We start from the raw sequence: 22,912 nt of genomic DNA, 5'->3' as shown, positions 1-22,912 counted from the left end.
CGTCGCCGAGCCGCGCATCCACACGCTCCGGGCTCGGGTCGAGCTGACGCCGCTCAGGCGACGGTGACCTTGTCGTCCTCGGCAGCTGGTTCCTCGCGAACGACCAGCAGGCGTTCGCGGTGGTGTTCCTCGTGCAGGTCGCGGCGGCGGGCGTGCAACAGTTGTTCGAGAGTGACGATGCCGCACAACCTGTTCGGATCGTCGCGCGCGACCACGGGTGCTGCCGTCACGTGCGCCAGCGCGAGTGCGTTGGCCACCTCGCGCAGGGTGTTGTCCGGATGGACCGAGGTCCGGATGCTCAGGGTGGCGGCCGCGACCGTGGTGCCGAGGCAGTTCTGCAGCACCTGACGGGTGGTCACGCCGACCAGCGCGCCGGAACCGTCGACCACGGGGTAGAGCCCGGCGTAGTGGGTCTGCGGCAGGATCGGGTCGATGAGATCGTCGATTCCGAGCACCAGCGGATCGGCGGTCATCACCTCGTGGGTGAAGAACGTCTCCAGCGGATCGGTGGTGTATTCGCGGGTCAGATGCAGTCGGCGGCGGGCGATCTTCTCGGTCAGCACCGAACGCTTGAGCAGCAGTACCGACACCGCGTACGCCGAGACCGAGGCCACCGCCAGCGGCAGCACGTCGTTCCAGGCATGGGTGAGTTCACAGGTGAAGACGATGCCCGTCAGCGGTGAGCGCATCACACCACCCACGACCGCGGCCAGTCCGCACATGGCCCAGAAGCCGGCGGTGACGTGCGGCAGCAATCCGCCCTCGGCGGCGCCGAGCGCCGCGCCGATCATGAACACCGGCGCCAGCACGCCGCCGGAGGTGCCCGAGCCGAGTGAGAGGGACCAGATCAGCGTTTTCACCACGAGAATGCCGACGATCAGCGACAGCGTGGCATGTCCGGTGAGCAACTGGTCGATGACGTCGTAGCCGACGCCGAGCGCTCGCGGTTCGAACAGGCCGCCGATGCCGATGATCAGGCCGCCGATCGCGGGCCACCACATCCAGTGCACGGGAAGTTTGGCGAAGGAGTCCTCGGCGAAATACACCATCGCGGTGGCGGCGATGGCCAGCAGTCCGCCGGTGATGCCGGGGATCAGCGCCAGGCCGTCGGACAGCGCGCCCGGAGTGCGCCCGTCGGTCGCCACCGCGAAGACCGGTCCGTTGCCGAGCATCGCCCAGCGGCAGATGGTGCCGGTGACCACGGCGGCCACCACCGGAACGAAACTGCGTGGCCGCCATTCGAACAGCAGCAGTTCCACCGCGAGCAGAATCGCCGCGAGCGGGGCGTTGAAGGTCGCGGCCATACCCGCCGCCGAACCGGCGACCAGCAGTGTCTTGCGTTCGTCCGCGGACAGTTTCAGCAACTGCGCCAGAATCGAGCCGACCGCGCCGCCGGTCATGATGATCGGCCCCTCGGCGCCGAACGGCCCGCCCGAGCCGATGCTGATCGCCGCCGAAGCCGGCTTGAGCAGCGCCACCCGCGGTTGCACCCGGGACCCGCCGGTGAGAATGGCCTCGATCGCCTCCGGCATGCCGTGGCCGCGAATCTTCTCCGAGCCGTAGCGCGCCATCACCCCGATGATCAGGCCGCCGACGACCGGTGCGCTCAGCACCAGCCACCACGGGTGATGGGTCGCGCCCGGTGCGACCATCTCGGTGCTGAGGCGTTGATAGAACACGAGATTCGTGATGAAGCCGATCAGCTTCAGCAGCGCGTAGGCGGCCCCCGCGGCCGCTCCGCCGACCGGTATCGCGAGTCCGGCGATCAGCAGCAGTCGCGGCGTGACCTGGAAATCACCCAGATGTGTTGCGCGCGAATGCCCGGCGCTCATAACGACCCCGGCCCGGTGGCGGTGACGAAAGGCGTGGTGGCGGCGGCCTGCACCAAGTCCCGCGCCGCGACGATCACGCGGTCGCGCGCCTCGGGAGTGAGCTCGTCGAGCAAGGACCCGAAGGCGACTTTCCGCCGCTGCAGCACCTGGTCGACCACCGCCTGCCCGGCGGTGGTGACCTCGATGGTGACCACGCTGCGGTTGTGCGCATCGGTTCCTCGCGCCACGTATCCGCGGCCCTCGAGTTTGTCGGCCAGTCGCGTCACCGAGGAGGCGTTGACGCCGAGGGCGGCGGCCAGCCGCGACGACGACACCCGGCCGAGGGCCTGCAGGATCAGCAGGAAGCGCATCTGCGGAAAGGTGACGCCGGGAGGTGCGGCGTGGGCGCTGTCCCAGGCGATGGAAACCAGCATCCGGGTCAGCGCTTCCAGTGCCGCGATCTCGGCGGTGGTGCTCTGTGCGGGCGCGGCGTCGGCGGCCGACGCGGCGGTCTCCTCATGGCTTTGCATTAGACAAGAGTTGCAATATGCAAAGGGTGGGGTCAAGTCGAGCGACCTCTGTTGTGGTCGCGATCACAACGGAGGCTGCGCGGAGTGACGTGCTCCTGCCGGTATCGGTCGGCAGAGAATGACGAAGCCCTCGCGATGCGGCTGCTGCAGGATGCGATCTGTCTTCGGATCGAATTCCCGTGCGCCGCAGGAGGAAATGTGGACCTGTCGAAAGCCGGGCTCAGGCGTCGAGCGTGCCGTTGCGGAGGTCGGTGGTGAAGGCGTCCCATTCGGCAGGGGTGAAGACGAGGGCGGGGCCGGTGGGGTTCTTGGAGTCGCGGACGCCTACATGACCGTTGTCGAGGAACGCGGTCTCCACGCACTCTTTGCCGCCCCCGCTGCGGCTGGATTTGAACCACTTGGCGCCGGCTAGGTCCAGGTTCACCGTTCGTGCTCCCTTGCTATCTGCCGCAGTCGGCGCTTGCTCTCTGCAACGTCGTGCGCCGCATCCCGAATGACGCTGTACGCCTGACGATACCTGGCGACGTCCTTTGCGCGCTCGAGATATAGATCGCCCGCAAAGGATTCGATGTACACGACTGTCGGAGACAGTTCGCGTCCCTTCGAGTCGGTGCCGAAGTCGAGGATGGCAAACGGACCTGTCGGGAGACCTGCGGGAAATCCGGTCTCGTAGGGCAGCACTCTCACCGTGACGTTAGCCGGAAGATTTGCCAGATGATGGCATTGTGCCGCCATGATCTTTCCGCTGCCCACAACGGTGTGCAGTACCGATTCATGGATGACGAAATCGACCATGACCGGTTTGACCTTCCGGGTCAGCAACATCTGGCGCTTGACGCGTAGCTGGATTCGCCGTTCCAGCTCCTGCTCGTTGATGTCGGAGTAGTAACCCAGTTCAATTGCCCGAGCGTAGGCCGGTATTTGTAGGAGTCCAGCGACGATATGGGGTTGGAAGATCGACAGTTTCTCCGACGACGACTCCAATCCGACGTACAAATCGAAGTTTCCGGTGATCACATCATCGAATGCCTGCCACCAACTTTTCTCGGTGCTCTGCTTCGCCAGGCCGATGAGCCCCGCACACACCTCGGGATCGTCGATGTCGTAAATGCGGCACAGCGCCTCCACATCGAGCACGCGGATGGCCGGGGACTTCCCGGCCTCGAGCCGAGACAGTTTGCTCGCCGACCATTGCATCAGCGGCGCAACATCTTCCAACCGCAGGCCGACGCCGAGTCGGGCCTCCTTGAGATACCTCCCCAATTGCCGCCGGGGCAGAGTGGTCGAGCTGTCCTCACCGATGTTCGTCACGGATTCCTCGTTTGCATCGTGAGCGGTCGCCGTTTGCACGAGGAAAGAAATCGGCTACCCCCGTGCGAACCGCTCTGGGCCGTCGCAGAACCTTCGTTGCATATGCATGGCGCTATTGTCCCGCCGGCTCATTCGGTGGTCTTCTTGAGCCACCCCGATGGCCGGGAAACTCGAATCGGCAAGTCGCACAACCGTTGCCCCTGGATGCGACTACACCCGTGATGATACCGACGAGACATTACCGCGTAGCACCGACGCCGCAAGGTAATGGCCGAAAAATGGCCCCGGCCATCGGGAGTACCACCAGCCGTATGTCCGCTGGTGCCCCGACGATGTCCGGAGGTGTTCTCCCGTGCACGGTTTGCGACCGATCATCCACAGCGCCCTGCCGACCATGACCACCACGCTCGCTCACCGCATCATGCAGGACCATCTCGACTGCCCGATCACGGTGTGCGCCAGAAAGTTACAGGCCAAACTCTGGCTCGTCGCGACGGGCGCCATGCACCCCGCCGACCGCCCGCACTTCGGGATCTGAGCATGACCAATCCCGTCTTCCACGGCCCGCTCGCCAACCCGATCTCCCCCGAGCGGATGCACCGTGAGATCCACGCCGAACGCCACGCCGACTGCACCCCGCACACCTGCGAGATGCTCAGCGGCTGCCGCAACATCCTCACAACCCTCGGCCACGACCCCGACGCCGCGACCACTGCCGAATGCGCCGCTTGCAGCACCGGCCGGACAATGAAAACGTCCCGCTCGCAGGATGTTTCGACGCCACCATCCACACTCCCCACCGAGTGGCGCGAGCGGGCCTGAGGTGCCTGCGGGGTCCCCTCCCGACCCCGCAGGCCACCGCAACTCCCCACTACCGCAACTCCCCACTACCGCAACGCGCCGCCATCGCAACGCGCCACCACGGCACCACGCCGCCATCGCAGCGTCCCGCTCCGCAATGCCGCGCGCGCCATCCCGCCCGACAAGGAACGACGTATGACACCTTCTCTGCCACAACGCATTCCACGAACATCATCGGCACCTGCGATCCACGGCGACCCCCACTGGTACGCGGCAATCGCACAAGCCCTACGCGCCACCCCCGCCGCCCGTTTCCCCTGCCTGAACGACCTGATACCCCGCCGCCCGCCAACATCTCACGAAACCTGCGTCTATCTCGGCCTGTCGACCCGCACCGTCTGGGAAAGGCCGACGCGGTGACTCGCAGTGAGGAGCGATCGCCGGCGACTGTCCGGTGATGCTCAGGTGCCGCGCCGATTGCGAGAGACCGCCCTGTGGGCGGGGTGGCGATCGTCATCGCCCGCCCGTGAACTTATCGTGCAAACCCCGCCGAGAATGCGAGAAAACCGCGAATATCGTCGAAGTTTGCACGATTACTTCGGGGCACCCGCCGACACGCGGCATGTTCGGCTGTCGGCGCGACAACTCGCGCTCCTTGCGTAGTTGCTTCTGTTCCCCGCAACATATCTCGGTGTCGGCGTCGATCCTCCGAAGCCGGAGTGAGCAGGTCGGAAACTGCTCGGGAGGGGCGGGTGTCATGAGTGTCGATACCGGCGTGGGGGCATAGATGCACCAGCAAGTCACGGCAGCGGAATACGATTCCTGGCCCGAAGAGCGCTGTGCACGAATGGAAATCGTGGCGGGCATCGCCGTTGTGAGCCCCAGCGCGTCCAAGCGGCACAACCGGTTGGCGCGGGTCCTGGCGAACGCGCTGGATGCCGCGTCGGGACCGGAATGGAACGCCGATACCGACTTCGACGCCCGTCTGCAGGATGTCCCGCTCACCAACCGCCGCCCGGATGTCGTGGTGTACCGAGCGGACACGATCGACGTCACCCCCACCCGCCCGGAACACGTGCTGCTGGTCGCGGAGGTCGTCTCGCCCGGATCCGAGACAACCGATCGGATCGTGAAGGTCGACCAATACGCCAAGGCGGGTATCGCCTTCTATTGGCGAGTCGAACAGGCCGCGACCGGCGTCCCGCTGATCTACACCTACATCCTCGACCCGGCAACGAGGGCATATCGGACCGGCGAGATGGTACACGGGCGTCATCAAGGCGGCGGTACCGTTCACTGTCGACATCGATCTCGGCGAAATCTGACGCCCCGCCTAGACGACGGCCCCGTCGCGATTTCGGATCGCGACGAGGCCGACAGAACGAGGTGAATTACGCCGAGGCGGTGATGAATTCGGCCGCCTTCTCACCGATCATGTAGCACGGTGCGTTGGTGTTGCCGCCGGTGATGCTCGGCATGATCGAGGCGTCGGCGACCCGCAGGCCCTCGATGCCGCGCACCCGCAGTTGCGGGTCGACCACCGCGCGCTCGTCCACGCCCATCCGGCAGGTGCCGACCGGGTGGTAGACCGAGTGGATCCGCATCGGCAGCTCGCGGCGCAGCGCGGTCTCGTCGGTGAACGCGGGGCCGGGGGAGAACTCCTCGGTGATGTCGCCGGCGATCGCCTTGTTCGCCGCGGCTTCGCGGATCATGCCGATGGCCTCGACCAGGAAGTCCATATCGGCCGGGTCCGAGAGGTAGCCCGGGTCGATCAGCGGCGAGGCCAGCGGGTCGGTGGAGGCCAGGCGCAGTTCGCCGCGGCTCTTCGGGTAGATCAGGGTCGGGAAGATGGTCAGCGCCTCCCGCTTGTCCACCATGTGCAGCTTGTCCTCGTCCTGGTTGGGCGTCGGGTAGCTCCACGGCAGGGTGTGGATCTGCATATCCGGGATGTCCTTGGCGAACGAGGTCCGCACGAAGCCCACGGATTCGAAGACCGTGCGCCCGAACCAGGAGCTGCCGGGGCTGCGCAGTTCCTTGAGGAAACCGGCCGCGAAATGCGACGGAATTCCGCGGTGCAGCGCCTTCTTCGAGATGAAGGTCATCGGTACGAACAGGTGGTCGTGCAGGTTCTGGCCGACCGGCAGATCCGCGTTGACCTCGATGCCGAGGTCGCGCAGGTGCCCGGCGGGGCCGACGCCGGACAGCATCAGGATGTGCGCGGAACCCATCACGCCACCGGAGACCACGACCTCCTTCTCGGCGCGGATGATCCGGCGGCCCTTCTTCTCGATGACCTCGACGCCGGTCGCGCGGCCCTTCTCGATCACCACGCGCGCCACGTGCGCCTTGGTGACGACCTTCAGATTCGGGTTGGGGCGGTTGGTGATGAAGCCGCGAGAGGAGCTGTAGCGCAAGCCGTCTCGCACGCTCTGCTGGAAGATGCTGATGCCCTCTTGGGACTCGCCGTTGTAGTCCTCGATGACCGGGACGCCGAAGGTTTCGGCCGCGGCCTCCATCCACTCCTGGGCGATCGGGGTCAGTTCCTTCTGCCGCGTCACCTCGATGGGACCGCCGGAACCGCGCAGCTCGCTGGCGCCGTCCTCCCAGTTCTCCAGGCGCTTGTAGGCAGGCAGCACGCCCTCGTAGCTCCAGCCCTCGCAGCCCTCGGCGGCCCAGGAGTCGAAGTTGGCCTTGTTGCCGCGCACGAAGAGCATGCCGTTGACCGAACTCGAACCGCCCAGCACCTTGCCGCGCGTCATCGGTACCCGGCGCTCGGCGGCGTGCTTCTGCGGAATCGAGTACTGCGACCAGGTGACCTGATGCTTGAGCTGCGGAACCGTGTGAACCGTCGTGATCATGCCCGGGACCGTGACCAACTTGGTGTTGTCCTTGCGGCCGGCCTCGAGCAGGATGACGCTGGCGCCCTGCTCGGCGAGCCGACTCGCGACAGTGGCACCGGAGCTGCCCGCGCCGATGACGATGTAATCGGCTGCGCTGGTGTCGGTCATGTTCGGTTACCTCATCTTCGAAGTGGTAGCGGCTGATCGCGGCTCCGCTCGGCGCGGGAGCGTGCCTCAGCTCACTGTAGAACAAGTTCTAATAATGGTGAAGACGCACGCTGGGGAAAAATGATCTCCGGGACGCGGTCCGGGAGCGACTTCCTGGCTATGACCAGGGATGTTATTCACGTCACATCATAGAACAGGTTGCAGTTCTTCCTCGGCGCGGAAAGGTGGTGACGAGGGTTCGCCAACTCCCCTCGGCCCGTCGGCGGACGGGCCCGGCGGCGGAAGTCGCCCTCGCGGCGGCCGAGATTCCACCTATCATTTCGACTGTGACCGATATTCGTGAAATTCCCGTACAGACGCTCGCCGGTGAACCCGCGACCCTCGCCGAACTCGCCGGTGACAAGGCGCTACTCGTGGTCAACGTCGCCTCGAAATGTGGTCTGACACCGCAGTACACCGGACTGGTGGCGCTGCAGCAGGCCTACGGCTCACGCGGATTCAGCGTCGTCGGCGTGCCGTGCAACCAGTTCATGGGACAGGAGCCGGGCACCGCCGAGGAGATCCAGCAGTTCTGCTCGACCACCTACGGGGTGGATTTCCCGCTGCTGGCCAAGGTCGACGTCAACGGTGACGACCGGCATCCGCTGTATCGCGAACTCGTGCAGACCGCCGATGCCGAAGGCGATGCCGGCGATATTCAATGGAATTTCGAAAAGTTCCTGATCGATCGTGACGGTAAGGTCGTCGGTCGTTTCCGTCCGCGCACCGAACCGCAGGATCCGAGTGTGGTCGCGGCGATCGAATCGGTATTGCCGTAATTTCCGGACGCCGCCGGAAATCGCGTATTCAGTCCCGCAGCACCTGCAGGGCCGATTTTTCCAGCCGGTCCGCGATTTCGGCATACGAGGCGTAACCCACGCCGGCGCGAACCAGGGCGCCGGCATAAAGCAATTCCAGCGTCTCCACCACATCGGGATCGGCGTCCGGGCCCAGCGCGTCCAGCAGGCGCCGCCGGATCTCGGTCCCGATGCGCAGGCGCAGATGCGCGACGTCGGGATCGGTGCCCAGCAGCGCGCTGGTCACCGCGCCCGCCAGCGCGGGTTCGTCGGCGACCAGCATCGCGATCTGGCGCAAAACGGCGACCACCCGGGTGGTCCGGTCGGCGCCCGCCTCCGGCTCGGGGGGCGCATCGGCGGCCAGTCGCCGCCAGAAGACCTCGGCGACCAGGTGTTCCTTGGAAGAGAAATAGGTGTAGGCGGTGGCCGTACCCACTCCGGCGGCCGCGGCCACCATGCGCACGGTGAGACCGGCGAAGCCCTCGCGCGACAGAACTTCCAGCGCGGCCTTGGTCAGCCGGTCGACGGTATCGGCCTGCTTCTCGGTGAGGCGGCGGCGAGTTGCCTCCATATTCACCGGTGTAGGCTCGGTGGAAATGGGATCGGACACGTGTCTGGATGCTACTGTAGTGAAGCTTCGAAAGCAACTCGCATACCCGTTGCCGAAGCGGATACAGTCGCAAATCACAAAATATCGCATCCGCTCGCAAAGTATCGAGAGATGATTTCCGAAAGGTGTTCTTCTGATGACTCGTGTCGATTCGATAATTCCCGCGGAATCCGAAATTTCCGCGGATACTCGCCGATTGTTCGAGCTGGCCGAGCAGGCGATCGGCTTCATGCCGGTCGAGGAGGGACGCGCGCTCTACGAGGCCGCCCGGCGCTACGCGGGCGACGGGATAATCGTGGAAATCGGCACCTACTGCGGTAAGTCAGCGATCTATCTCGGCGCGGCGGCCCGCGAAACCGGCGCCACCGTCTACACCATCGACCATCATCACGGGTCCGAGGAACATCAGCCCGGCTGGGAATATCACGACACCTCGCTGGTCGACCCCGAAACCGGCCGCTTCGACACCGTCACCACATTCCGCCGCACCATGGTGCGCGCGGAATTGACCGATACCGTGGTCGGCGTCGTGGGCCCCTCGGCGACCGTGGCGAAGCACTGGCGCAGCCCGATCCGGCTGCTGTTCATCGACGGCGGGCATACCGAGGCCGCGGCCCAGCGCGATTACGACGGCTGGGCGCAGTGGGTGGCGGCCGGTGGTGTGCTGGCCATCCACGACGTCTTCCCGGATCCGGCCGACGGCGGGCAGGCCCCGTACCACATCTACCGAAAGGCGTTGGACAGCGGTAATTTCCGCGAAGTCGCGGCCATCGGATCGCTGCGGTTGCTCGAGCGCGGCACGGGGTGTGGCGGTAAGGGCTGAAACGGCCGAAGCGGAAGCGGTGAAGTCGCGGCCGGCTCAGCTGGGTGAACGCACGCAGTCGCAGGTGAGGCCGGTCGCGATATCCGCCCCGGGCACCAGGTCGCGGAAGATCCCGTTGCCGCCGGTGGTGCGGGTCAGCGCGTCGGCGGCCAGCACCGCCGCCGCGCCGGTCCAGGTGGTGCGCTCCTCCGGCCAGCGCTTGCCGTCGGCGAAAACCAGTCCGGTCCAATAGGATCCGTCGTCCTCGCGCAGGTGCTGGATACTCGCCAGCAGTCGCAGCGCGCGATCGGAATCGCCGAGGGCGTCCAGCGCCAGTGCCAGTTCGCAGGTTTCGGCGCCGGTCACCCACGGCCGGTCGGAGACGCAGCGAATGCCGATCTCGCCGACGACGAAATCGCTCCAGCGCGAGGCGATCCGGGCATGTCCCGCCTCTGCGCGCAGCGCCCCGCCCAGCACCGGGTAGTACCAGTCCATCGAATACCGGTCCTTCTCGGCGAAGGCTTCCGGATGATGCCGCAGTGCGTGGCCGAGGCGCAGGGCCGCGACCTCCCATTCCGGCTGGGCGAGGCCGAGCAGTTCCGCGATCGCCAGCCCACAGCCGATGCTGTGGAACATGCTCGAGCAGCCGGTCAGCAAAGCCTCGGGCAGGATGCCCTGTTCGGTCTGCAGCCAATAGATCTCGCCGTTGCGTCCCTGCTGCAACGAGATGACGTAGTCGATCGCCGCACGCACGGTCGGCCACATCGCGTCCACGAAGCGCCGATCACCGGTGCAGCGGTAGTAGTGCCAGACACCGGTGGCGATGTAGGCGCAGAAATTGGTATCGGTATCGGCGGTCTCGACGATGTCGCCGCGAAATTGCGACGGCCAGGAGCCGTCCGCGCGCTGGGTGTCCGCCGACCAGGCGTAGGCGGCGCGCGCGGCGTCGTACAGACCCGCCACCGTCAGCGCCATCGCCGACTCGACATGATCCCAGGGATCGGTGTGCCCACCCCGGAACCACGGGATGGCGCCGTCGCTGTGCTGTTGTGCGGCAATGGATTCCGCGGTGGCCAGGCACTGCCGGGCGGTGAGGACGCCGGGAATCGAGGGCAGCTCAGCGGCGCGCACCGGACACCGCCGGCTTGGTGAAGTACAGGGCGACGCTCTTGCCGATCACCGGGTCCAGGGCCGATTCGGCGACACGGGTCAGCCACGGCCGTTTCATCATGTCCCACACCAGCATCCGGTGATACAGCTGCACCGGCCGGGCATCGGGCTTGTCCACGCCGACCAGGCACTTCAGCCACCAGTACGGGGCGTGCAGCGCGTGCGCGTGTTCGCTGTGGATGAAGCGCATGCCGCGTGCGGCGACCTTGCCGCGCAGTTCGTCGGCGCGGTAGATGCGCACGTGACCGCCCTCGTTGGCGTGGTATTCGTCCGAGAGCAGCCAGCAGATCCGCTCGGGCAGCCAGCGCGGCACCGTGATAACAAGGGCCCCACCGGGTTTCAGAATGCGCACCAGTTCCGCGATCGCGCCGTCGTCGGCCGGAATGTGCTCGAGGATCTCGGAGGCGATGACCACGTCGAATTCGCCGTCCTCGAAGGGCATGGCCAGCGCGTCGCCCTGGACCGTCTCGGCCTGCGCGTAATCGGGAGCCTCACCGGCCTCGGCCAGCGCGCCGAACATGACCTTCACATCGGCGAGATCGTCGGCGTTCTGATCGAAGGCGACGATATCGGCGCCGCGCCGATACGCCTCGAAGGCATGGCGACCCTGTCCGCATCCCACATCGATGACCCGCAGGCCCGGACCGATTCCCAAGCGGTCGAAATCGACGGTCAGCATACGTTCGCCTCCTGTGTATCGGCGGTCAGGTCGGTGCCCTGGCGGCGGGCGATGGCGCGTTCGTACACCGAAACGGTTTGGGCTGCCACGGCTTCCCAGCTGAAGACGGTGAGTGCGCGGTGGCGCCCGGCGGCGCCGAGGTCGTCGATGCGACGCGGATTGTCTAGCAATTTCCCGAGGACGCCGGTCAGTTCGTCCACATTGCCGGGCTCCACCAGTTCGGCACAGTCGGCCGCCACCTCCGGCAGTGCGCCGGCCCGGCTGGCGACCAGGGCGGTGCCGCTGGCCAGCGCCTCCACGGCGGGCAGCGAGAAGCCCTCGTACATGGACGGAATGCAGGAGATCTGCGCCGAGGCCAGCAGTTCGGCCAGTGCCTCGTCGGACAGTCCGCTCGACACCGTGACGATATCGGAGATGCCCAGTTCGGCGATCAGCTTCTCGGTGGGGCCGTTCGGTTCCAGCTTGGCCACCAGCTGCAATTCGACGTCGTGGGTGAGCCGCAGCCGCGCGAGCGCCTGCAGCAGGTGAGAGATGCCCTTGAGCGGTTTGTCGGCGCTGGCCACGGCCACGATCCGGCCCGGTACGCGACGCTCGCGCGGCCGGAACAGTTCGGTGTCGACGCCGAGCGGGACCACCCGCAACTGGGAGGCGTCGACGCCGAAGTCGTCGGCGATATCGGCCGCCGAGGTCGAGGAGACGGTGATCAGATCCGGAATCAGCCGGGCGACGCGCTGCTGCATGCCGAGGAACCCGTACCAGCGGTGGACGAACGCCTTGCGCCGCCACGGCGCGGCCGCCAGATCGACGGCCCGGTCGCGGGTGATCGGATGGTGGATGGTGGCCACCAGCGGCACCCGGCGGGCGATGTCGAGCAGTCCGGAACCCAGGCACTGGTTGTCGTGCACAACATCGAAATCCGCTGCGCGCGAACGCAACAGCCGTGCCGCGCGCAGGCTGAACGTGCGCGGCTCGGGGAATCCGGCGGTCCACATCGTGCCCAGTTCCAGCAGGTCGATGCGGTCGCGGATCTCCCCGGGCCGCGGCGTGCGGAACGGATCGGAATCGCGGTACAGATCCAGGCTCGGCACCTCGGTCAGCTTTACCCGGGGATCGAGCAGTTCCGGGTAGGGCTGACCGGAGAACACCTCGACCTCATGGCCGAGTTCGGCCAGGCCGTGGCTCAACTTCCGGACATACACCCCCTGCCCGCCACAGTGGGTCTTGCTGCGGTAGGACAGCAGGGCGATACGCACGTCTTCGGCTCACTTCCTGTTCAGGCGCCAGGTCGCGGTGGTGGTTCAGGCGCTCGCGCGCAGGGGCGCGAGCTTGCCGGCCAGGCGGTCGAGATAGGCCAGCACCTCGGCTTCGGACTTGTCCGGCAGTCCGTACAGTACGTCGGTCACCCCGGCGGCGCTCCATTCGGTAAGCCGCTGCGTGTCGGGTTTGCCGTCGAGGGCGACCACCCGCGGGGTGTCCTCGCGGCCGGCCTCCTGCCACACCTTGGTCAGCAGCTGCAGGCGTTCCAGCAGCGTATGGGTCTCGTACGGGGTGGTGATCCAGCCGTCGGCCGAGCGCGCGATCCAGCGGAAACCCTGTTCGGTGCCCGCGGTGCCGATCAGCACCGGCACCTTCGCCTGTACCGGCTTCGGCCACGCCCAGCTGGGGCCGAACTTCACGAAGTCGCCGTCGTAGCTCGCCTCTTCCTCGGTCCACAGCGCTCGCATGGCCTCGAGGTACTCGCGCAGCACCGTGCGGCGCTTGTTGCCCGGCACGCCGTGGTCGGCGAGTTCGTCGGTGTTCCAGCCGAATCCGGCGCCGACGCGGACCCGGCCGCCGGACAGGTGGTCCAGGGTCGCGATGGTCTTGGCCAGCGTGATGGGATCGTGTTCGGTGGGAAGTGCCACCGCCGTGGACAATTCGATGCGTTCGGTGACCGCCGCCGCGGTAGCCAGCGCCACCCACGGGTCCAGGGTGCGCATGTACCGGTCGTCGGGCAGGCTCTCGTCGCCGGTCAGTGGATGTGCCGCCTCCCGTTTGATCGGGATGTGGGTGTGCTCGGGCACGAAGAACGACTCGAAGCCGCGCTCCTCGGCGGCCTCGGCCGCGACCGCCGGCCGGATGCCGCGGTCGCTGGTGAACAGGACGATGCCGAAACGCATGATGTTCCTTTCGGTTCGGTCGGGCATCAGCTCGAGGCCGGACCGTCGTTGGCGGCGGCGCGGCCCGCGCGGCGACCGTAGAAGCTGCCGTCGCCGAGGGAGGTGCCGCTGGCGTAGCCGCCCGCGCAGACACCGGAGGTGCAGCGGCCCGCGGCGTACAAGCCGGGGATCGGCTCGCCCGTGACGTGGATGACCCGGGAATCCAGATCCGTGCGCAGACCGCCCAGGGTGAATCCGGCGGTGAAGTTGCGCATATCGAACCCGGCCACCGGTGTGCCGATCGGCTTCACCCACTCCGGCTTCTTGCCCAGCAGCGGATCGGAGCCGGATTCGGCGTGCCGGTTGTAGACCTCGACGGTGGCCTGCAGCGAGCCCGCGGGCAGGCCCATATCGCTTTCGAGTTCCTCGACCGTCTCCGCCGCCCAGGTGGGGGGCTGGCGGAAGAAGGGGCTGCTGGTCTCGGTCTTCAGCGCTTCCTCGAGCGCGGCCTCGTCGATGATCAGGTAGGCCTGGTTGTCCTGCTGGATCAGCGTGGCCTGGCCGATCCGGCCCGGATAGGTGTCCTCGGCGATGTAGCGCTGACCGCGGCCGTTGACCAGAATGCCGCGGACCATCATCTGCGGATCGCCGAAGAAGGCGACCTCGGTGGCGTCCATATGCGCCAGTTCGGCGCCGAGCGCCTGGGCGACCCGGATGCCGATGCCGTCGTGTTCCTCGATCGCGGCGGCGGGCCGGCCGATGAGTCGCGGGGCGTAGCCCTCGATCATCCGCTGCTCGTAGGCGAAGCTGCCGGTGGCCAGCACCACGCCGCGGCGGGCGCGCACGGTGATCTCCTTGCCGTAGCGCTTGGCCACCACGCCGACGACGCGGTTGTCGGCCGCGACCACGAGCCGCTGAATCCGGATGTCGTACTCGGCTCGCACACCGAGGGATTCGGCGGTGTCGGTGAGCGGCTTCATCAGCATGTAACCGCCGCCCTGCTCGCCGATGCGCTTGTTCTGCATCTGCGGCAGGTGGCCGCGCGGGGCAGGGGTGGCGATGTCCTTGAACGGCGCGGCGTTCTCACCGCCGGAGTACATCAGGCCCTCGTCGTGCGGGGGTTCCCAGCCCGGCTCGCCCCAGAATTCCTCTTTGAACGGAACACCTTGGGCGACAAGCCAGTTGAAGTGTTCGACGCTGCCCTGGCAGTAGTCGTGAATCTTGGCCTCGTCCACGCCGGGCCCGAGGGCGGCCAGCATGAACTTCTCCATGTTCTCCGGGGTGTCCTCGAAACCGAGCGCCTTCTGCAGCGGAGTGCCGCCACCCAGATAGATGAATCCGCCCGACAGGGAGGCCGCACCGCCCCAGCCGCCGGTGCGCTCGAGCACCAGCACGTCCGCGCCGGCCCGGGCGGCCTCGATTGCCGCGGCGACGCCGGCGATGCCGTATCCGGCGATCACCACATCGGCCTCGTAGTCCCAGTCGGTGATGTCGGCGGCGGGCTGGGGGCGTACACCCAGGGTGTCGGACATGGTGGGTTCGTTCCTCACTTCTCGGCGGATTCGGCGGCTCGGGCGGCGGCCTTTTTCTCGTTGGCCTTCTTTTCGGCGGCCACGACTTTGCCGACGACGCTGTCGAGTTTCGTCCCGGCGGCCCAGCCGGTGTAGTGGCACAGGAAGATCGCGATCTCGCGCAACTGTTCCTCGGTCAGTTCACCGTTGCGCAGGGCCGCGCTGACCTGGATCTCGGTGACGTCGAGGTGGCCCTGTGCGGTGAGCGCGCCGAGCAGCAGCAGGCGGCGATCACGCACGGACAGTTCCGGGCGGCTCCAGATGTCGGCGAACAGATGGTCCGCCGTCACGGCGAAATGCGCGCCGGGTCCGTCGGACATCTCCCAGCCGTAGACCTCGCCCATCTTGGCCACCCCGCGCGCGCGACGCTGCTCGGGGGTGAGGCCGTCGGTTTCAGCGCTCATTGCTCTCCTCGGAAGTGTCGGTGGCGGCCCGCGAGATATCGCCGGGCCCGACGCCGAGCCCGTCGCCGAGTCCGCTCAATGCCATTCGGGCGAAGGGCAACTCGACGCCGAGTCGCTCGCCCAGGGCCAGTGCCAGCGACAGATCCTTCTCACCCAGATCGCGGGTATGCGTGAAGATCGAATGCCAGAAGTCGTCCACCGCGACCGGTGCGGTGGTATCGCGCAGCATGATCGCGCCCGCCCCGCCGGTGATGGCATCCGAATGCCGGACCACCTTGCCCAGGTCGACGATGTTCAGCCCGGCCGCCTCGGCCAGTCGCTGCGCCTCCGCGGTGGCCGTGAACGAGACGAAATGCAGCAGGTTGCGGGCCAGTTTCATCCGGGTGCCGGCGCCGACCTCGCCCGCGTGCACCACCAGTTCGGCCCAGTAGCCGAACGGTTCGCGCACCTTGTCGAAGGCGGCGTCGCTGCCGCCCACCATGACCGCGAGCGACCCCTTCTTGGCCCCCGCGCCGCCGCCGCTGACCGGGGCGTCGACGAAGTCCACCTCGTGTTCGGCGCAGATGCCGGCGAGTTCTACGGCGGTCCGGTCGCTGATGGTCGAATGCACGGCGATCACCGTGCCGGGGCGCGCGGTGCTCAGCAGGCCGTCCGGACCGGTCACCACGGATCGGACCTGCTCGTCGTTGAGGACGACCACCGAGATCACCCCGGCGCGCTCGGCGACCTCGGCCGCCGTCTTCGCCGGCTCGGCGCCGCCGTCGACGAACGGCTGCACGGCCTCGGCCCGGGTGTCGCAGACGACGAGGCCGCCGGGGCGCTTCAGCAGCCGCTCGGCCATCGGCGCACCCATATTGCCGAGGCCGATGAAGCCCGCAGCGCTGGTGCTGTCGTTCGTGGACCCGCTCATGGGTACCTTTCGATGCTGTCTGGACACGTGTACGGAACTATAGGTTCGACTCTGATCTTGGCGCAAGAACTTGTTTCAATTCCGCGGTTGTGTCAAGGCGGCGGAACCAGCGCCGACCACGGCGTGGACGGTTGCCGGCACCCTGGTCGAACGTCCGCATCTTCGTAGCAAAAATGGCCGATCCATTGTCGGTCCCCGATTGCGGTGGTACCGTCCAGACACATGTCCAGCGATGTGTCTTTCGCGCCTGTCCGCGAGGGATATCCCGGCCTGAACTCGTTCTCGAAAACGGGCTGACGGACCACGACGTTCGCGGTCGCCGCAGCCCGGTGACCGCCCGGATCAGGCCGTGCCGGATATCGGCGCCGGCCCTCGACACAGAATGTGAAGGAAGCTGCGATGTCCGGTTTTTCCCGGGACGAACTCGACGAGATGGTCCGCCGCTGGGTGGTCGAGAACGAACGCTGCGAGGCGGCGGGGGACTGGCGGCCGCTGGCCGACATGTACACCGAGGACGCCACCTACGGCTGGAACTACGGACCGACCCAGGAATTCATGGCGGTGGGCCGCGACGAGATCCGCGAACTGGCGCTGGGACAGGAGATGGACGGCCTCGAGGGCTGGACCTACCCGTACCAGGAATTCGTCGTCGACGAGCGCAGCGGCAACGTGATCGGCTTGTGGAAGCAGGTCAACGAGAACACCCGCCCCGACGGCCGCCACTACAGCCCGGAGGGCATCGGCGGCAGCTGGTTCCGCTACGGCGGCAACTTCCAATGGTCCTGGCAGCGTGACTTTTTCGACTTCGGCAACGTCTCGGCGCTGTTCGTGGAGATGATCACGGCGAACGCGCTGTCGGAGGGGATGCAGAAGCGGATCGAACGCTCGGGCGCGGGACCGCTGCCGGGCTGGTACAAGATCGGCGAGTCGCCGGTCCCGCTGTGGTGAGCGCGATGCCCGCGAGTCGCTTCGCCACACTCAGCCGGGAGCAGCTGGCGGCGCTGGTGCCCGAACTGCTGCTGTGCGGGCATCTCATCGATCGCTCCGGGATGGCGCATTCGATCGGCGCCTTCGGGCGCGACGGGATGGCCGAGGTGGCGATCGAGGAATGGCAGCTGGCCAGCCCGATCTACACCCGCCGGATGCGCGCGGCCCTCGACATCCCGGGCGACGGCGTCGTCACGATATTCAAAGGGCTGCAACTGGATATCGGCGCGCCGCCGCAGTTCATGGACTTCCGGTTCCGCGTCGACGACGACCACAACGGCGAGTTCTGGCTCGACCACTGCGGTGCGCTCGCCGACGTCGAGCCGATGGGTGAGGACTACGTGGTGGCCATGTGCCACACCATCGAGGACCCCACCTTCGACGCGACCGCGCTGGCCACCAATCCGCATGCGCAGGTGCGCCCGATCCACCGGCCGCCCCGGCAGCCGGCCGATCGAGTGCCGGTGTGCGCGTGGACGGTTCGCATCGACCCGGCCAACGAACCGCCCGCGGTGCCGCGCAATGCGGCGCGCATGGCCGAATTCGCCGCTGTCGATATCGAATTGGCGCCGATCGAAGCCGGGGGTCCGGGCCGGTCCGACTACCGCGGGCCACTGCTGAGCGATATCGACTTCGCGGACTTCTCGCATTCGGCGCTGGTCCGGATGGCCGACGAGGTGTGCCTGCAGCAGCATCTGCTGAACCTCGGATTCCTGATCGCGGTCGGCGAGCGCGCGGACGCGGAGACCACCGCCACGATCGCGCGCAAACAGTTCACCGGCATCGCCGGGCTCACCTCCGAACGCCTGCGCGCGGTACTGGGCCTCGGTACCGGCTTCGAGGATCTGGCCCAGGTGCTGCGGCTGCATCCGGCGTGGAATCCGCTGCCCTACGTCGACATGCAGATCGACGCCTATCACGATTCCGCGATCCTGCGCATCGCGCGCGACAGTCCCGGTGTGCGCGACGGCGGCTGGCCGGCCGCCGTCGACGCCGAACATCTGGAGCCGCTGGCGGCCATGGTGCGCGGGGTGAATCCGCGATTCGACGTGCATGCCCGCGAGGGCGACGAGCGCGAATTCGTAGTCGAGATCACCGCTGCCGCAACGCCTTTCCGGGAGTCGCCGGAGGTGGCGATCACTCGGTTCAGCACCGGGGCGGAGTTCCACTTCGCGCCCCGGCAGTCGCTGCCGCTGACGGTCGTCTGACCGCCCTCAGTCCCGAACCGCCGCTACCGACGAGAGATCTCAGATATGCCGAACAATTTCGCCGACCTGTTCGAGCACGCCGTGGACGCCATGCCGGATCGGGTGGCGCTGATTCAGGGCGAGCGCCGGGTCACCTATCAGGAGCTGGAACGCCGCGCCAACCAGCTCGCTCACCACTTCGCCGCGGTGGGCCTGGGGGAGGGCAGCCACATCGGCTTCCAGATGCACAACAGCATCGAGACGATGGAAACCCTGATCGCCGCCTTCAAGATCCGGGCGGTGCCGATCAATATCAACTACCGCTACGGCGCGGACGAACTGCGCTACGTCTACGACAACGCCGACCTCGAGGCGGTGGTACACCACCGGTGCTACGCGCAGGTCGTGGATCAGGTGCGTCCGCAGGTGACCACGCTGCGCCACGTCTTCGTCGTCGACGACGATCAGGGCGGTGACGGGCTGCCCAGCGAATCCACGCCGTACGCGGAGGCATTCGAAAGCAGCTCGGCCGCACGCGATTTCGGTGAGCGCAGCGCCGACGACCTGTTCATGATGTACACCGGCGGCACCACCGGCATGCCCAAGGGCGTGATGTGGCGCCAGGAGGATATGTGGCGGGTCCTCGGCGGCGGCATCGACTTCTACACCAACGTGCCGGTGGCCGACGAGTTCGAACAGTCCCGGGTCGGCTCGCAGAACGACCCGCTGCGCTGGCTGATCCTGCCGCCGCTGATCCACGCCGCCGCGCTGATGCCCACGTTCACCGCACTGTGGTCGGGCAACACCGTCGTCTACGAACCGCGCTTCGACGCCGACCGGGTTTGGCAGGTGGTGGCCGGACAGCGGGCGAATATCGTCGTCATCACCGGCGATGCCATGGCACGGCCGCTGCTCAACTCCTATCGGCGGTCGCCGGTGGACGCCTCCTCGATGGTCGCCCTCGCCTCCGGTGCGGCGCTGCTGTCGCAGCCGGTGAAGAACGAGATGCTGGAGTTGTTCCCGCATGCGGTGATCACCGATTCGATCGGCTCCTCCGAAACCGGATTCGGCGGCATCGGCGTGGCGCAGAAGGACGACGACCCGTCCCGCGGGCCGCGCGTGCAGACCGGACGCGGTGCGGTCGTGGTCAACGAGGAGGGCCGGGAGGTGGCCCCCGGCGAAGAGGGCTGGATGGCCAAGAAGGGGGCGGTGCCCCTCGGCTACTACAAGGACCAGACCAAGTCCGACAAGCTGTTCAAGACCGTCGACGGCGTCCGCATGGTCATCACCGACGACCGCGCGCGGGTGGAGGCCGACGGCACCATCACCCTGATCGGGCGCGGCAACATGGTGATCAACACCGGCGGCGAGAAGGTGTTCGTCGAAGAGGTGGAGGCCGTCGTGAAGGCCCATGAGGGCGTCTACGACGTGGTGGTCATCGGAGTTCCGCACGAGCGCTGGGGCCATCAGGTCGCGGCGGTGGTGTCACCGGCAAGCGCCGATCCGCTGGATTTCGCCGACCTCGAGGCACACGTCCGCAAGCATCTCGCCGGATACAAACTGCCGCGCAGCATTTGGGTGGTCGACGCGGTCGGGCGCACGCCCAGCGGAAAACCGGACTACCGGTGGGCGAAAGCCCATGCCGAATCCCATCCGCCGGCCCACACCGTCGGCTCCTGAACCCCTCGGGATCCTCGCCGGACGTCGCGCCCGCGGCGTTCGGCGCCGTCGTGTCCGGGCGATCTCGGTGACTGGGATTTCCCGGCCGAGAGGGCCTGCCGAATCAGACTGGAACGTGTTCTACTTGGAGGATGACAGCGGTGCATTCCGTACTCGGTGAAAAAGTCAGGATGCCGGTCGAGATCCGCGACGCCGACGCCTGCGCGGCGACATTTCTCGTCGACGCGGCGGCGGCCCGGGAGATCGTGGCGCCGACCGGACTCGAACCACTCACGGTCGCCGGACGCGGGGTGTGCTCGCTGGTCTTCGTGCGCTACGTGGACGGCGACCTCGGTCCCTATCACGAATTCGGCCTCACCCTCATGGTGCGCGGCCGGGACAAGGACCTCGGCGTCTACATTCCCTGGCTGCCGGTGAACCAGACCTTCACCTGCGCCGCCGGCCGCGAGATCTGGGGCTTTCCCAAGGAGATCGCCGATATCCGGATCACGCCGGTGCGTCGCGGCAAGCGCTGCGAGGTGCGCATCGACGACCGTCTGGTGGTGGCGATGGAGGTCGCCGGTGGCGTGCCGTCGCCGGGCGGCATGGGCGGTGCGTCGATCGCGGCCTACACCCATATGGACGGCGTCCTGCGCCGTACCCCGTGGGTGATGAATCCGTCGCAGGTGCGAATGGGGCTGGGCGGCACCAGGATCGAACTCGGTGATCACCCCGTCGCCGAACAGATGCGCGCCCTGGGGTTGCCCAAGCGCGCACTCTTCAGCAGCCGGATCGGACTGCTGCGCATGACTTTCGAAGACGCGGTGGAGGTTCGATGAGCAAGACAGCACTGGTGACCGGTGCCGCCAGCGGCATGGGACGCATGGCGGCCCAGCGACTGGCGGCGGGCGGCTATCGGGTGGCCGCACTCGATATCAACGAGACCGGCCTGGCCGAAACCGCGCGCCGATCCCCGAATATGAGCACCTACACCTGTGATGTCGCCGACGAGCAGGCGGTGCGCGCGGTGGTCGACAAGGTCCGCTCGGACCTCGGGCCGATCGAGCACGTGGTGCACGCGGCGGCGCTGTGCCGGGTGGGTTCGGCTCTGACCCACGATGTTTCGGAGATGCGCCGGGTGATGGACATCAACTACGGCGGGACGATCAATATCTGCCAGGCCATCGTGCCGGAGATGAAGCAGGCGGGCCGCGGCACGCTGGTGCTGTTCGCCTCGGTGGCGGGCTGGCTGCCCTCGCCGGGCCTGGCCGCCTACTCGGCCTCCAAATTCGCCGTCGTCTGCTACCACGAAGCGCTCGCCCAGGAGTTGAACGGGACCGGGGTGCGGGTGATCTCGATCTGCCCGCCGATCGTGGAAACCCCGCTGCTGGACGGCATTCGGGCCGCCAACGAGGCAGTGGTCGCCGGTCAGAAGGGCATCACCCCGGACCGGGTGCTCGATGCCGCCGAGCGGGCGGTAGCCGACCCGAAGGCGCCACTGTTCATCTTCCCCGGTCCGGCCAAGCCGCTGTGGCTGGCACGGCGTTTCGCCCCGAACTTCCTGCGCAAGCAGGTCACTCGGATGGTGAAGCCGGAATTGTGACGGTGCACGCACCCGGCCCCGGCAGCCGGGTGCGGCCGAATCAGCGGCCCTTGAACTCGGGCTTGCGGCGCTCGGCGAAGGCGCGCGGGCCTTCCTTGGCATCCTCGCTGCGGAAGACGGTGAGGCCGAGCTGCGAGTCGATCTTGAAGGCCTCGTTCTCGTGCATGCCCTCGGTGTCGCGCATGGTCTTCAGGATCGCCTGCACCGCCAGCGGGCCGTTGGCGTTGATCTTCTCGGCGAGCTCGAGCGCCTTGTCCAGCGCGGTCCCGTCCGGCACCACGTGGCCGATCAGGCCGTACTCCTTGGCCTCGGCCGCGGTGATGTGGCGGCCGGTGAGCAGGATGTCGGCGGCGACGGTGTAGGGGATCTGCCGGGGCAGTCGCACCGCCGAGCCGCCCATCGGGAACAGGCTCCAGCGCGCCTCGGAGACACCGAATTTCGCGCTCTCGCCGGCGACGCGGATGTCGGTGCCCTGCAGAATCTCGGTTCCGCCGGCGATGGCCGCGCCCTCGACGGCGGCGATCAGCGGCTTGGTCAGGCGGCGGCCCTTGAGCAGACCCGGAATGTTGGTCGGGTCGAAGGCGCCGCCGGCGCTCATATTCTTGGCCGGATCCTGTTTGGTCATCGCCTTGAGGTCGGCGCCCGCGCAGAACGCGCCGCCCGCGCCGGTGAGGATGCAGGAGCGGATCTCCGGGTCGTTGTCGACGGTGTCCCACGCCTGCACCATCAGGTCGAGCATCTCGGCCGACAGCGCATTGCGGACGGCCGGCCGGTTCATGGTGACGATCAGAGTGGCGCCGCGTCGCTCCAGCAGCGCATGGGGTTCCGTGTTGCTACCTGTTTCAGTTGCTGCCGTCGTCATCGTCGACCCACTTTCCTCATGGTATTACTCGCG

The 22,912-nt window shown here is 67.2% G+C and carries 24 protein-coding genes; 10 read left to right on the top strand and 14 right to left on the bottom strand.

Annotated features, from left to right (window positions below):
* Positions 1-53: 53 nt before the first annotated feature.
* The 4 genes from A5780_RS35235 to A5780_RS35220 form a co-directional block, all read right to left on the bottom strand.
* Entirely contained in the window at positions 54-1,832 is a 1,779-nt protein-coding gene (locus A5780_RS35235) for a chloride channel protein (RefSeq protein WP_064906600.1), read from the bottom strand.
* The gene (locus A5780_RS35230; protein ID WP_082976904.1) at positions 1,829-2,341 is read right to left on the bottom strand and encodes a MarR family winged helix-turn-helix transcriptional regulator; all 513 of its coding nucleotides are present in this window, start codon (positions 2,339-2,341) and stop codon (positions 1,829-1,831) included. The genes A5780_RS35235 and A5780_RS35230 overlap by 4 nt, the downstream gene beginning before the upstream one ends.
* A 220-nt stretch (positions 2,342-2,561) precedes the next feature.
* Positions 2,562-2,765: a DUF397 domain-containing protein gene (locus A5780_RS35225; protein ID WP_063011026.1), complete on the bottom strand. Its 204-nt coding sequence runs from the start codon at positions 2,763-2,765 to the stop codon at positions 2,562-2,564.
* Complete coding sequence (locus A5780_RS35220; RefSeq protein WP_063011078.1) at positions 2,762-3,652, bottom strand: helix-turn-helix transcriptional regulator; 891 nt, start codon at positions 3,650-3,652, stop codon at positions 2,762-2,764. The genes A5780_RS35225 and A5780_RS35220 overlap by 4 nt, the downstream gene beginning before the upstream one ends.
* Positions 3,653-4,004: 352 nt before the next feature.
* On the opposite strand from A5780_RS35220, the gene A5780_RS35215 reads away from it, so the two are divergent.
* From A5780_RS35215 to A5780_RS35205, 3 genes are all read left to right on the top strand, one after another.
* Positions 4,005-4,190: a hypothetical protein gene (locus A5780_RS35215; RefSeq protein WP_063011028.1), complete on the top strand. Its 186-nt coding sequence runs from the start codon at positions 4,005-4,007 to the stop codon at positions 4,188-4,190.
* A 2-nt stretch (positions 4,191-4,192) separates the two neighbouring features.
* Positions 4,193-4,474, top strand: coding sequence for a hypothetical protein (locus A5780_RS35210; RefSeq protein WP_064911196.1), 282 nt, complete (start codon positions 4,193-4,195; stop codon positions 4,472-4,474).
* Between the two features lie 766 nt (positions 4,475-5,240).
* A complete protein-coding gene (locus A5780_RS35205; protein ID WP_255407311.1) occupies positions 5,241-5,843 on the top strand; it encodes a Uma2 family endonuclease in 603 nt (200 codons plus the stop codon).
* A 1-nt stretch (position 5,844) separates the two neighbouring features.
* Here the strand turns inward: A5780_RS35205 and A5780_RS35200 are convergent, their stop codons facing one another.
* Complete coding sequence (locus A5780_RS35200) at positions 5,845-7,461, bottom strand: GMC family oxidoreductase (RefSeq protein WP_064911195.1); 1,617 nt, start codon at positions 7,459-7,461, stop codon at positions 5,845-5,847.
* A gap of 326 nt (positions 7,462-7,787) precedes the next feature.
* Between A5780_RS35200 and A5780_RS35195 the strand changes: the two genes are divergently transcribed.
* Positions 7,788-8,279 carry a glutathione peroxidase gene (locus tag A5780_RS35195; RefSeq protein WP_063011034.1) on the top strand — a complete coding sequence of 164 codons (492 nt, stop codon included), beginning with the start codon at positions 7,788-7,790 and terminating at the stop codon, positions 8,277-8,279.
* 28 nt (positions 8,280-8,307) lie between these two features.
* Here A5780_RS35195 and A5780_RS35190 read toward each other — a convergent pair whose 3' ends face one another.
* Positions 8,308-8,874, bottom strand: coding sequence for a TetR/AcrR family transcriptional regulator (locus A5780_RS35190; protein ID WP_030516462.1), 567 nt, complete (start codon positions 8,872-8,874; stop codon positions 8,308-8,310).
* Positions 8,875-9,043: 169 nt separating this feature from the next.
* On the opposite strand from A5780_RS35190, the gene A5780_RS35185 reads away from it, so the two are divergent.
* Positions 9,044-9,730 (top strand): class I SAM-dependent methyltransferase, encoded by a 687-nt coding sequence (locus A5780_RS35185; protein WP_064911194.1) that lies wholly within the window; start codon positions 9,044-9,046, stop codon positions 9,728-9,730.
* Between the two features lie 36 nt (positions 9,731-9,766).
* Here A5780_RS35185 and A5780_RS35180 read toward each other — a convergent pair whose 3' ends face one another.
* The 7 genes from A5780_RS35180 to A5780_RS35150 are packed head-to-tail and all read right to left on the bottom strand — an operon-like array spanning position 9,767 to position 16,581.
* Positions 9,767-10,840: a hypothetical protein gene (locus tag A5780_RS35180; protein ID WP_064906084.1), complete on the bottom strand. Its 1,074-nt coding sequence runs from the start codon at positions 10,838-10,840 to the stop codon at positions 9,767-9,769.
* Positions 10,827-11,558: a class I SAM-dependent methyltransferase gene (locus A5780_RS35175; protein WP_064906086.1), complete on the bottom strand. Its 732-nt coding sequence runs from the start codon at positions 11,556-11,558 to the stop codon at positions 10,827-10,829. The genes A5780_RS35180 and A5780_RS35175 overlap by 14 nt, the downstream gene beginning before the upstream one ends.
* Positions 11,552-12,811 carry a glycosyltransferase family 4 protein gene (locus tag A5780_RS35170; RefSeq protein ID WP_063011042.1) on the bottom strand — a complete coding sequence of 420 codons (1,260 nt, stop codon included), beginning with the start codon at positions 12,809-12,811 and terminating at the stop codon, positions 11,552-11,554. The genes A5780_RS35175 and A5780_RS35170 overlap by 7 nt, the downstream gene beginning before the upstream one ends.
* Before the next feature lie 45 nt (positions 12,812-12,856).
* The gene (locus A5780_RS35165) at positions 12,857-13,717 is read right to left on the bottom strand and encodes an LLM class F420-dependent oxidoreductase (RefSeq protein WP_064911217.1); all 861 of its coding nucleotides are present in this window, start codon (positions 13,715-13,717) and stop codon (positions 12,857-12,859) included.
* A 26-nt stretch (positions 13,718-13,743) separates the two neighbouring features.
* Complete coding sequence (locus A5780_RS35160) at positions 13,744-15,228, bottom strand: FAD-dependent oxidoreductase (RefSeq protein WP_063011044.1); 1,485 nt, start codon at positions 15,226-15,228, stop codon at positions 13,744-13,746.
* A gap of 14 nt (positions 15,229-15,242) precedes the next feature.
* Positions 15,243-15,671 (bottom strand): carboxymuconolactone decarboxylase family protein, encoded by a 429-nt coding sequence (locus A5780_RS35155; RefSeq protein ID WP_030516455.1) that lies wholly within the window; start codon positions 15,669-15,671, stop codon positions 15,243-15,245.
* Positions 15,661-16,581 (bottom strand): NAD(P)-dependent oxidoreductase, encoded by a 921-nt coding sequence (locus tag A5780_RS35150; RefSeq protein ID WP_064906092.1) that lies wholly within the window; start codon positions 16,579-16,581, stop codon positions 15,661-15,663. Before A5780_RS35150 ends, A5780_RS35155 begins: the two co-directional genes overlap by 11 nt.
* A 399-nt stretch (positions 16,582-16,980) precedes the next feature.
* On the opposite strand from A5780_RS35150, the gene A5780_RS35145 reads away from it, so the two are divergent.
* The 5 genes from A5780_RS35145 (at position 16,981) to A5780_RS35125 (ending at position 22,017) form a co-directional block, all read left to right on the top strand.
* Positions 16,981-17,529 carry a nuclear transport factor 2 family protein gene (locus tag A5780_RS35145; RefSeq protein WP_030516453.1) on the top strand — a complete coding sequence of 183 codons (549 nt, stop codon included), beginning with the start codon at positions 16,981-16,983 and terminating at the stop codon, positions 17,527-17,529.
* A gap of 5 nt (positions 17,530-17,534) precedes the next feature.
* Positions 17,535-18,776 carry a hypothetical protein gene (locus tag A5780_RS35140; RefSeq protein ID WP_104362491.1) on the top strand — a complete coding sequence of 414 codons (1,242 nt, stop codon included), beginning with the start codon at positions 17,535-17,537 and terminating at the stop codon, positions 18,774-18,776.
* 45 nt (positions 18,777-18,821) lie between these two features.
* Complete coding sequence (locus tag A5780_RS35135) at positions 18,822-20,435, top strand: acyl-CoA synthetase (protein ID WP_063011049.1); 1,614 nt, start codon at positions 18,822-18,824, stop codon at positions 20,433-20,435.
* Between the two features lie 131 nt (positions 20,436-20,566).
* Positions 20,567-21,253 (top strand): acetoacetate decarboxylase family protein, encoded by a 687-nt coding sequence (locus A5780_RS35130; protein WP_030516450.1) that lies wholly within the window; start codon positions 20,567-20,569, stop codon positions 21,251-21,253.
* Entirely contained in the window at positions 21,250-22,017 is a 768-nt protein-coding gene (locus tag A5780_RS35125) for an SDR family oxidoreductase (protein WP_063024175.1), read from the top strand. Before A5780_RS35130 ends, A5780_RS35125 begins: the two co-directional genes overlap by 4 nt.
* A gap of 40 nt (positions 22,018-22,057) precedes the next feature.
* Here the strand turns inward: A5780_RS35125 and A5780_RS35120 are convergent, their stop codons facing one another.
* Positions 22,058-22,879 (bottom strand): crotonase/enoyl-CoA hydratase family protein, encoded by an 822-nt coding sequence (locus A5780_RS35120; protein ID WP_036525233.1) that lies wholly within the window; start codon positions 22,877-22,879, stop codon positions 22,058-22,060.
* Positions 22,880-22,912: the final 33 nt, after the last annotated feature.

It is taken from the genome of Nocardia sp. 852002-20019_SCH5090214 (assembly GCF_001665865.1).
GTDB classification, from domain to species: domain Bacteria; phylum Actinomycetota; class Actinomycetes; order Mycobacteriales; family Mycobacteriaceae; genus Nocardia; species Nocardia nova.
Note: the sequence above shows the minus strand (reverse complement) of the source record. Positions and strands in the feature narration are given on the sequence as shown.

What these genes read in the sequence shown, in the direction of transcription:
- A5780_RS35235 (WP_064906600.1), bottom strand. Translation starts at nt 1,832, where the DNA reads ATGAGCGCCGGGCATTCGCGCGCAACACATCTGGGTGATTTCCAGGTC.
- A5780_RS35230 (WP_082976904.1), bottom strand. Translation starts at nt 2,341, where the DNA reads ATGCAAAGCCATGAGGAGACCGCCGCGTCGGCCGCCGACGCCGCGCCC.
- A5780_RS35210 (WP_064911196.1), top strand. Translation starts at nt 4,193, where the DNA reads ATGACCAATCCCGTCTTCCACGGCCCGCTCGCCAACCCGATCTCCCCC.
- A5780_RS35205 (WP_255407311.1), top strand. Translation starts at nt 5,241, where the DNA reads ATGCACCAGCAAGTCACGGCAGCGGAATACGATTCCTGGCCCGAAGAG.
- A5780_RS35200 (WP_064911195.1), bottom strand. Translation starts at nt 7,461, where the DNA reads ATGACCGACACCAGCGCAGCCGATTACATCGTCATCGGCGCGGGCAGC.
- A5780_RS35185 (WP_064911194.1), top strand. Translation starts at nt 9,044, where the DNA reads ATGACTCGTGTCGATTCGATAATTCCCGCGGAATCCGAAATTTCCGCG.
- A5780_RS35175 (WP_064906086.1), bottom strand. Translation starts at nt 11,558, where the DNA reads ATGCTGACCGTCGATTTCGACCGCTTGGGAATCGGTCCGGGCCTGCGG.
- A5780_RS35165 (WP_064911217.1), bottom strand. Translation starts at nt 13,717, where the DNA reads ATGCGTTTCGGCATCGTCCTGTTCACCAGCGACCGCGGCATCCGGCCG.
- A5780_RS35160 (WP_063011044.1), bottom strand. Translation starts at nt 15,228, where the DNA reads ATGTCCGACACCCTGGGTGTACGCCCCCAGCCCGCCGCCGACATCACC.
- A5780_RS35155 (WP_030516455.1), bottom strand. Translation starts at nt 15,671, where the DNA reads ATGAGCGCTGAAACCGACGGCCTCACCCCCGAGCAGCGTCGCGCGCGC.
- A5780_RS35150 (WP_064906092.1), bottom strand. Translation starts at nt 16,581, where the DNA reads ATGAGCGGGTCCACGAACGACAGCACCAGCGCTGCGGGCTTCATCGGC.
- A5780_RS35145 (WP_030516453.1), top strand. Translation starts at nt 16,981, where the DNA reads ATGTCCGGTTTTTCCCGGGACGAACTCGACGAGATGGTCCGCCGCTGG.
- A5780_RS35140 (WP_104362491.1), top strand. Translation starts at nt 17,535, where the DNA reads ATGCCCGCGAGTCGCTTCGCCACACTCAGCCGGGAGCAGCTGGCGGCG.
- A5780_RS35135 (WP_063011049.1), top strand. Translation starts at nt 18,822, where the DNA reads ATGCCGAACAATTTCGCCGACCTGTTCGAGCACGCCGTGGACGCCATG.
- A5780_RS35130 (WP_030516450.1), top strand. Translation starts at nt 20,567, where the DNA reads ATGACAGCGGTGCATTCCGTACTCGGTGAAAAAGTCAGGATGCCGGTC.
- A5780_RS35125 (WP_063024175.1), top strand. Translation starts at nt 21,250, where the DNA reads ATGAGCAAGACAGCACTGGTGACCGGTGCCGCCAGCGGCATGGGACGC.
- A5780_RS35120 (WP_036525233.1), bottom strand. Translation starts at nt 22,879, where the DNA reads ATGACGACGGCAGCAACTGAAACAGGTAGCAACACGGAACCCCATGCG.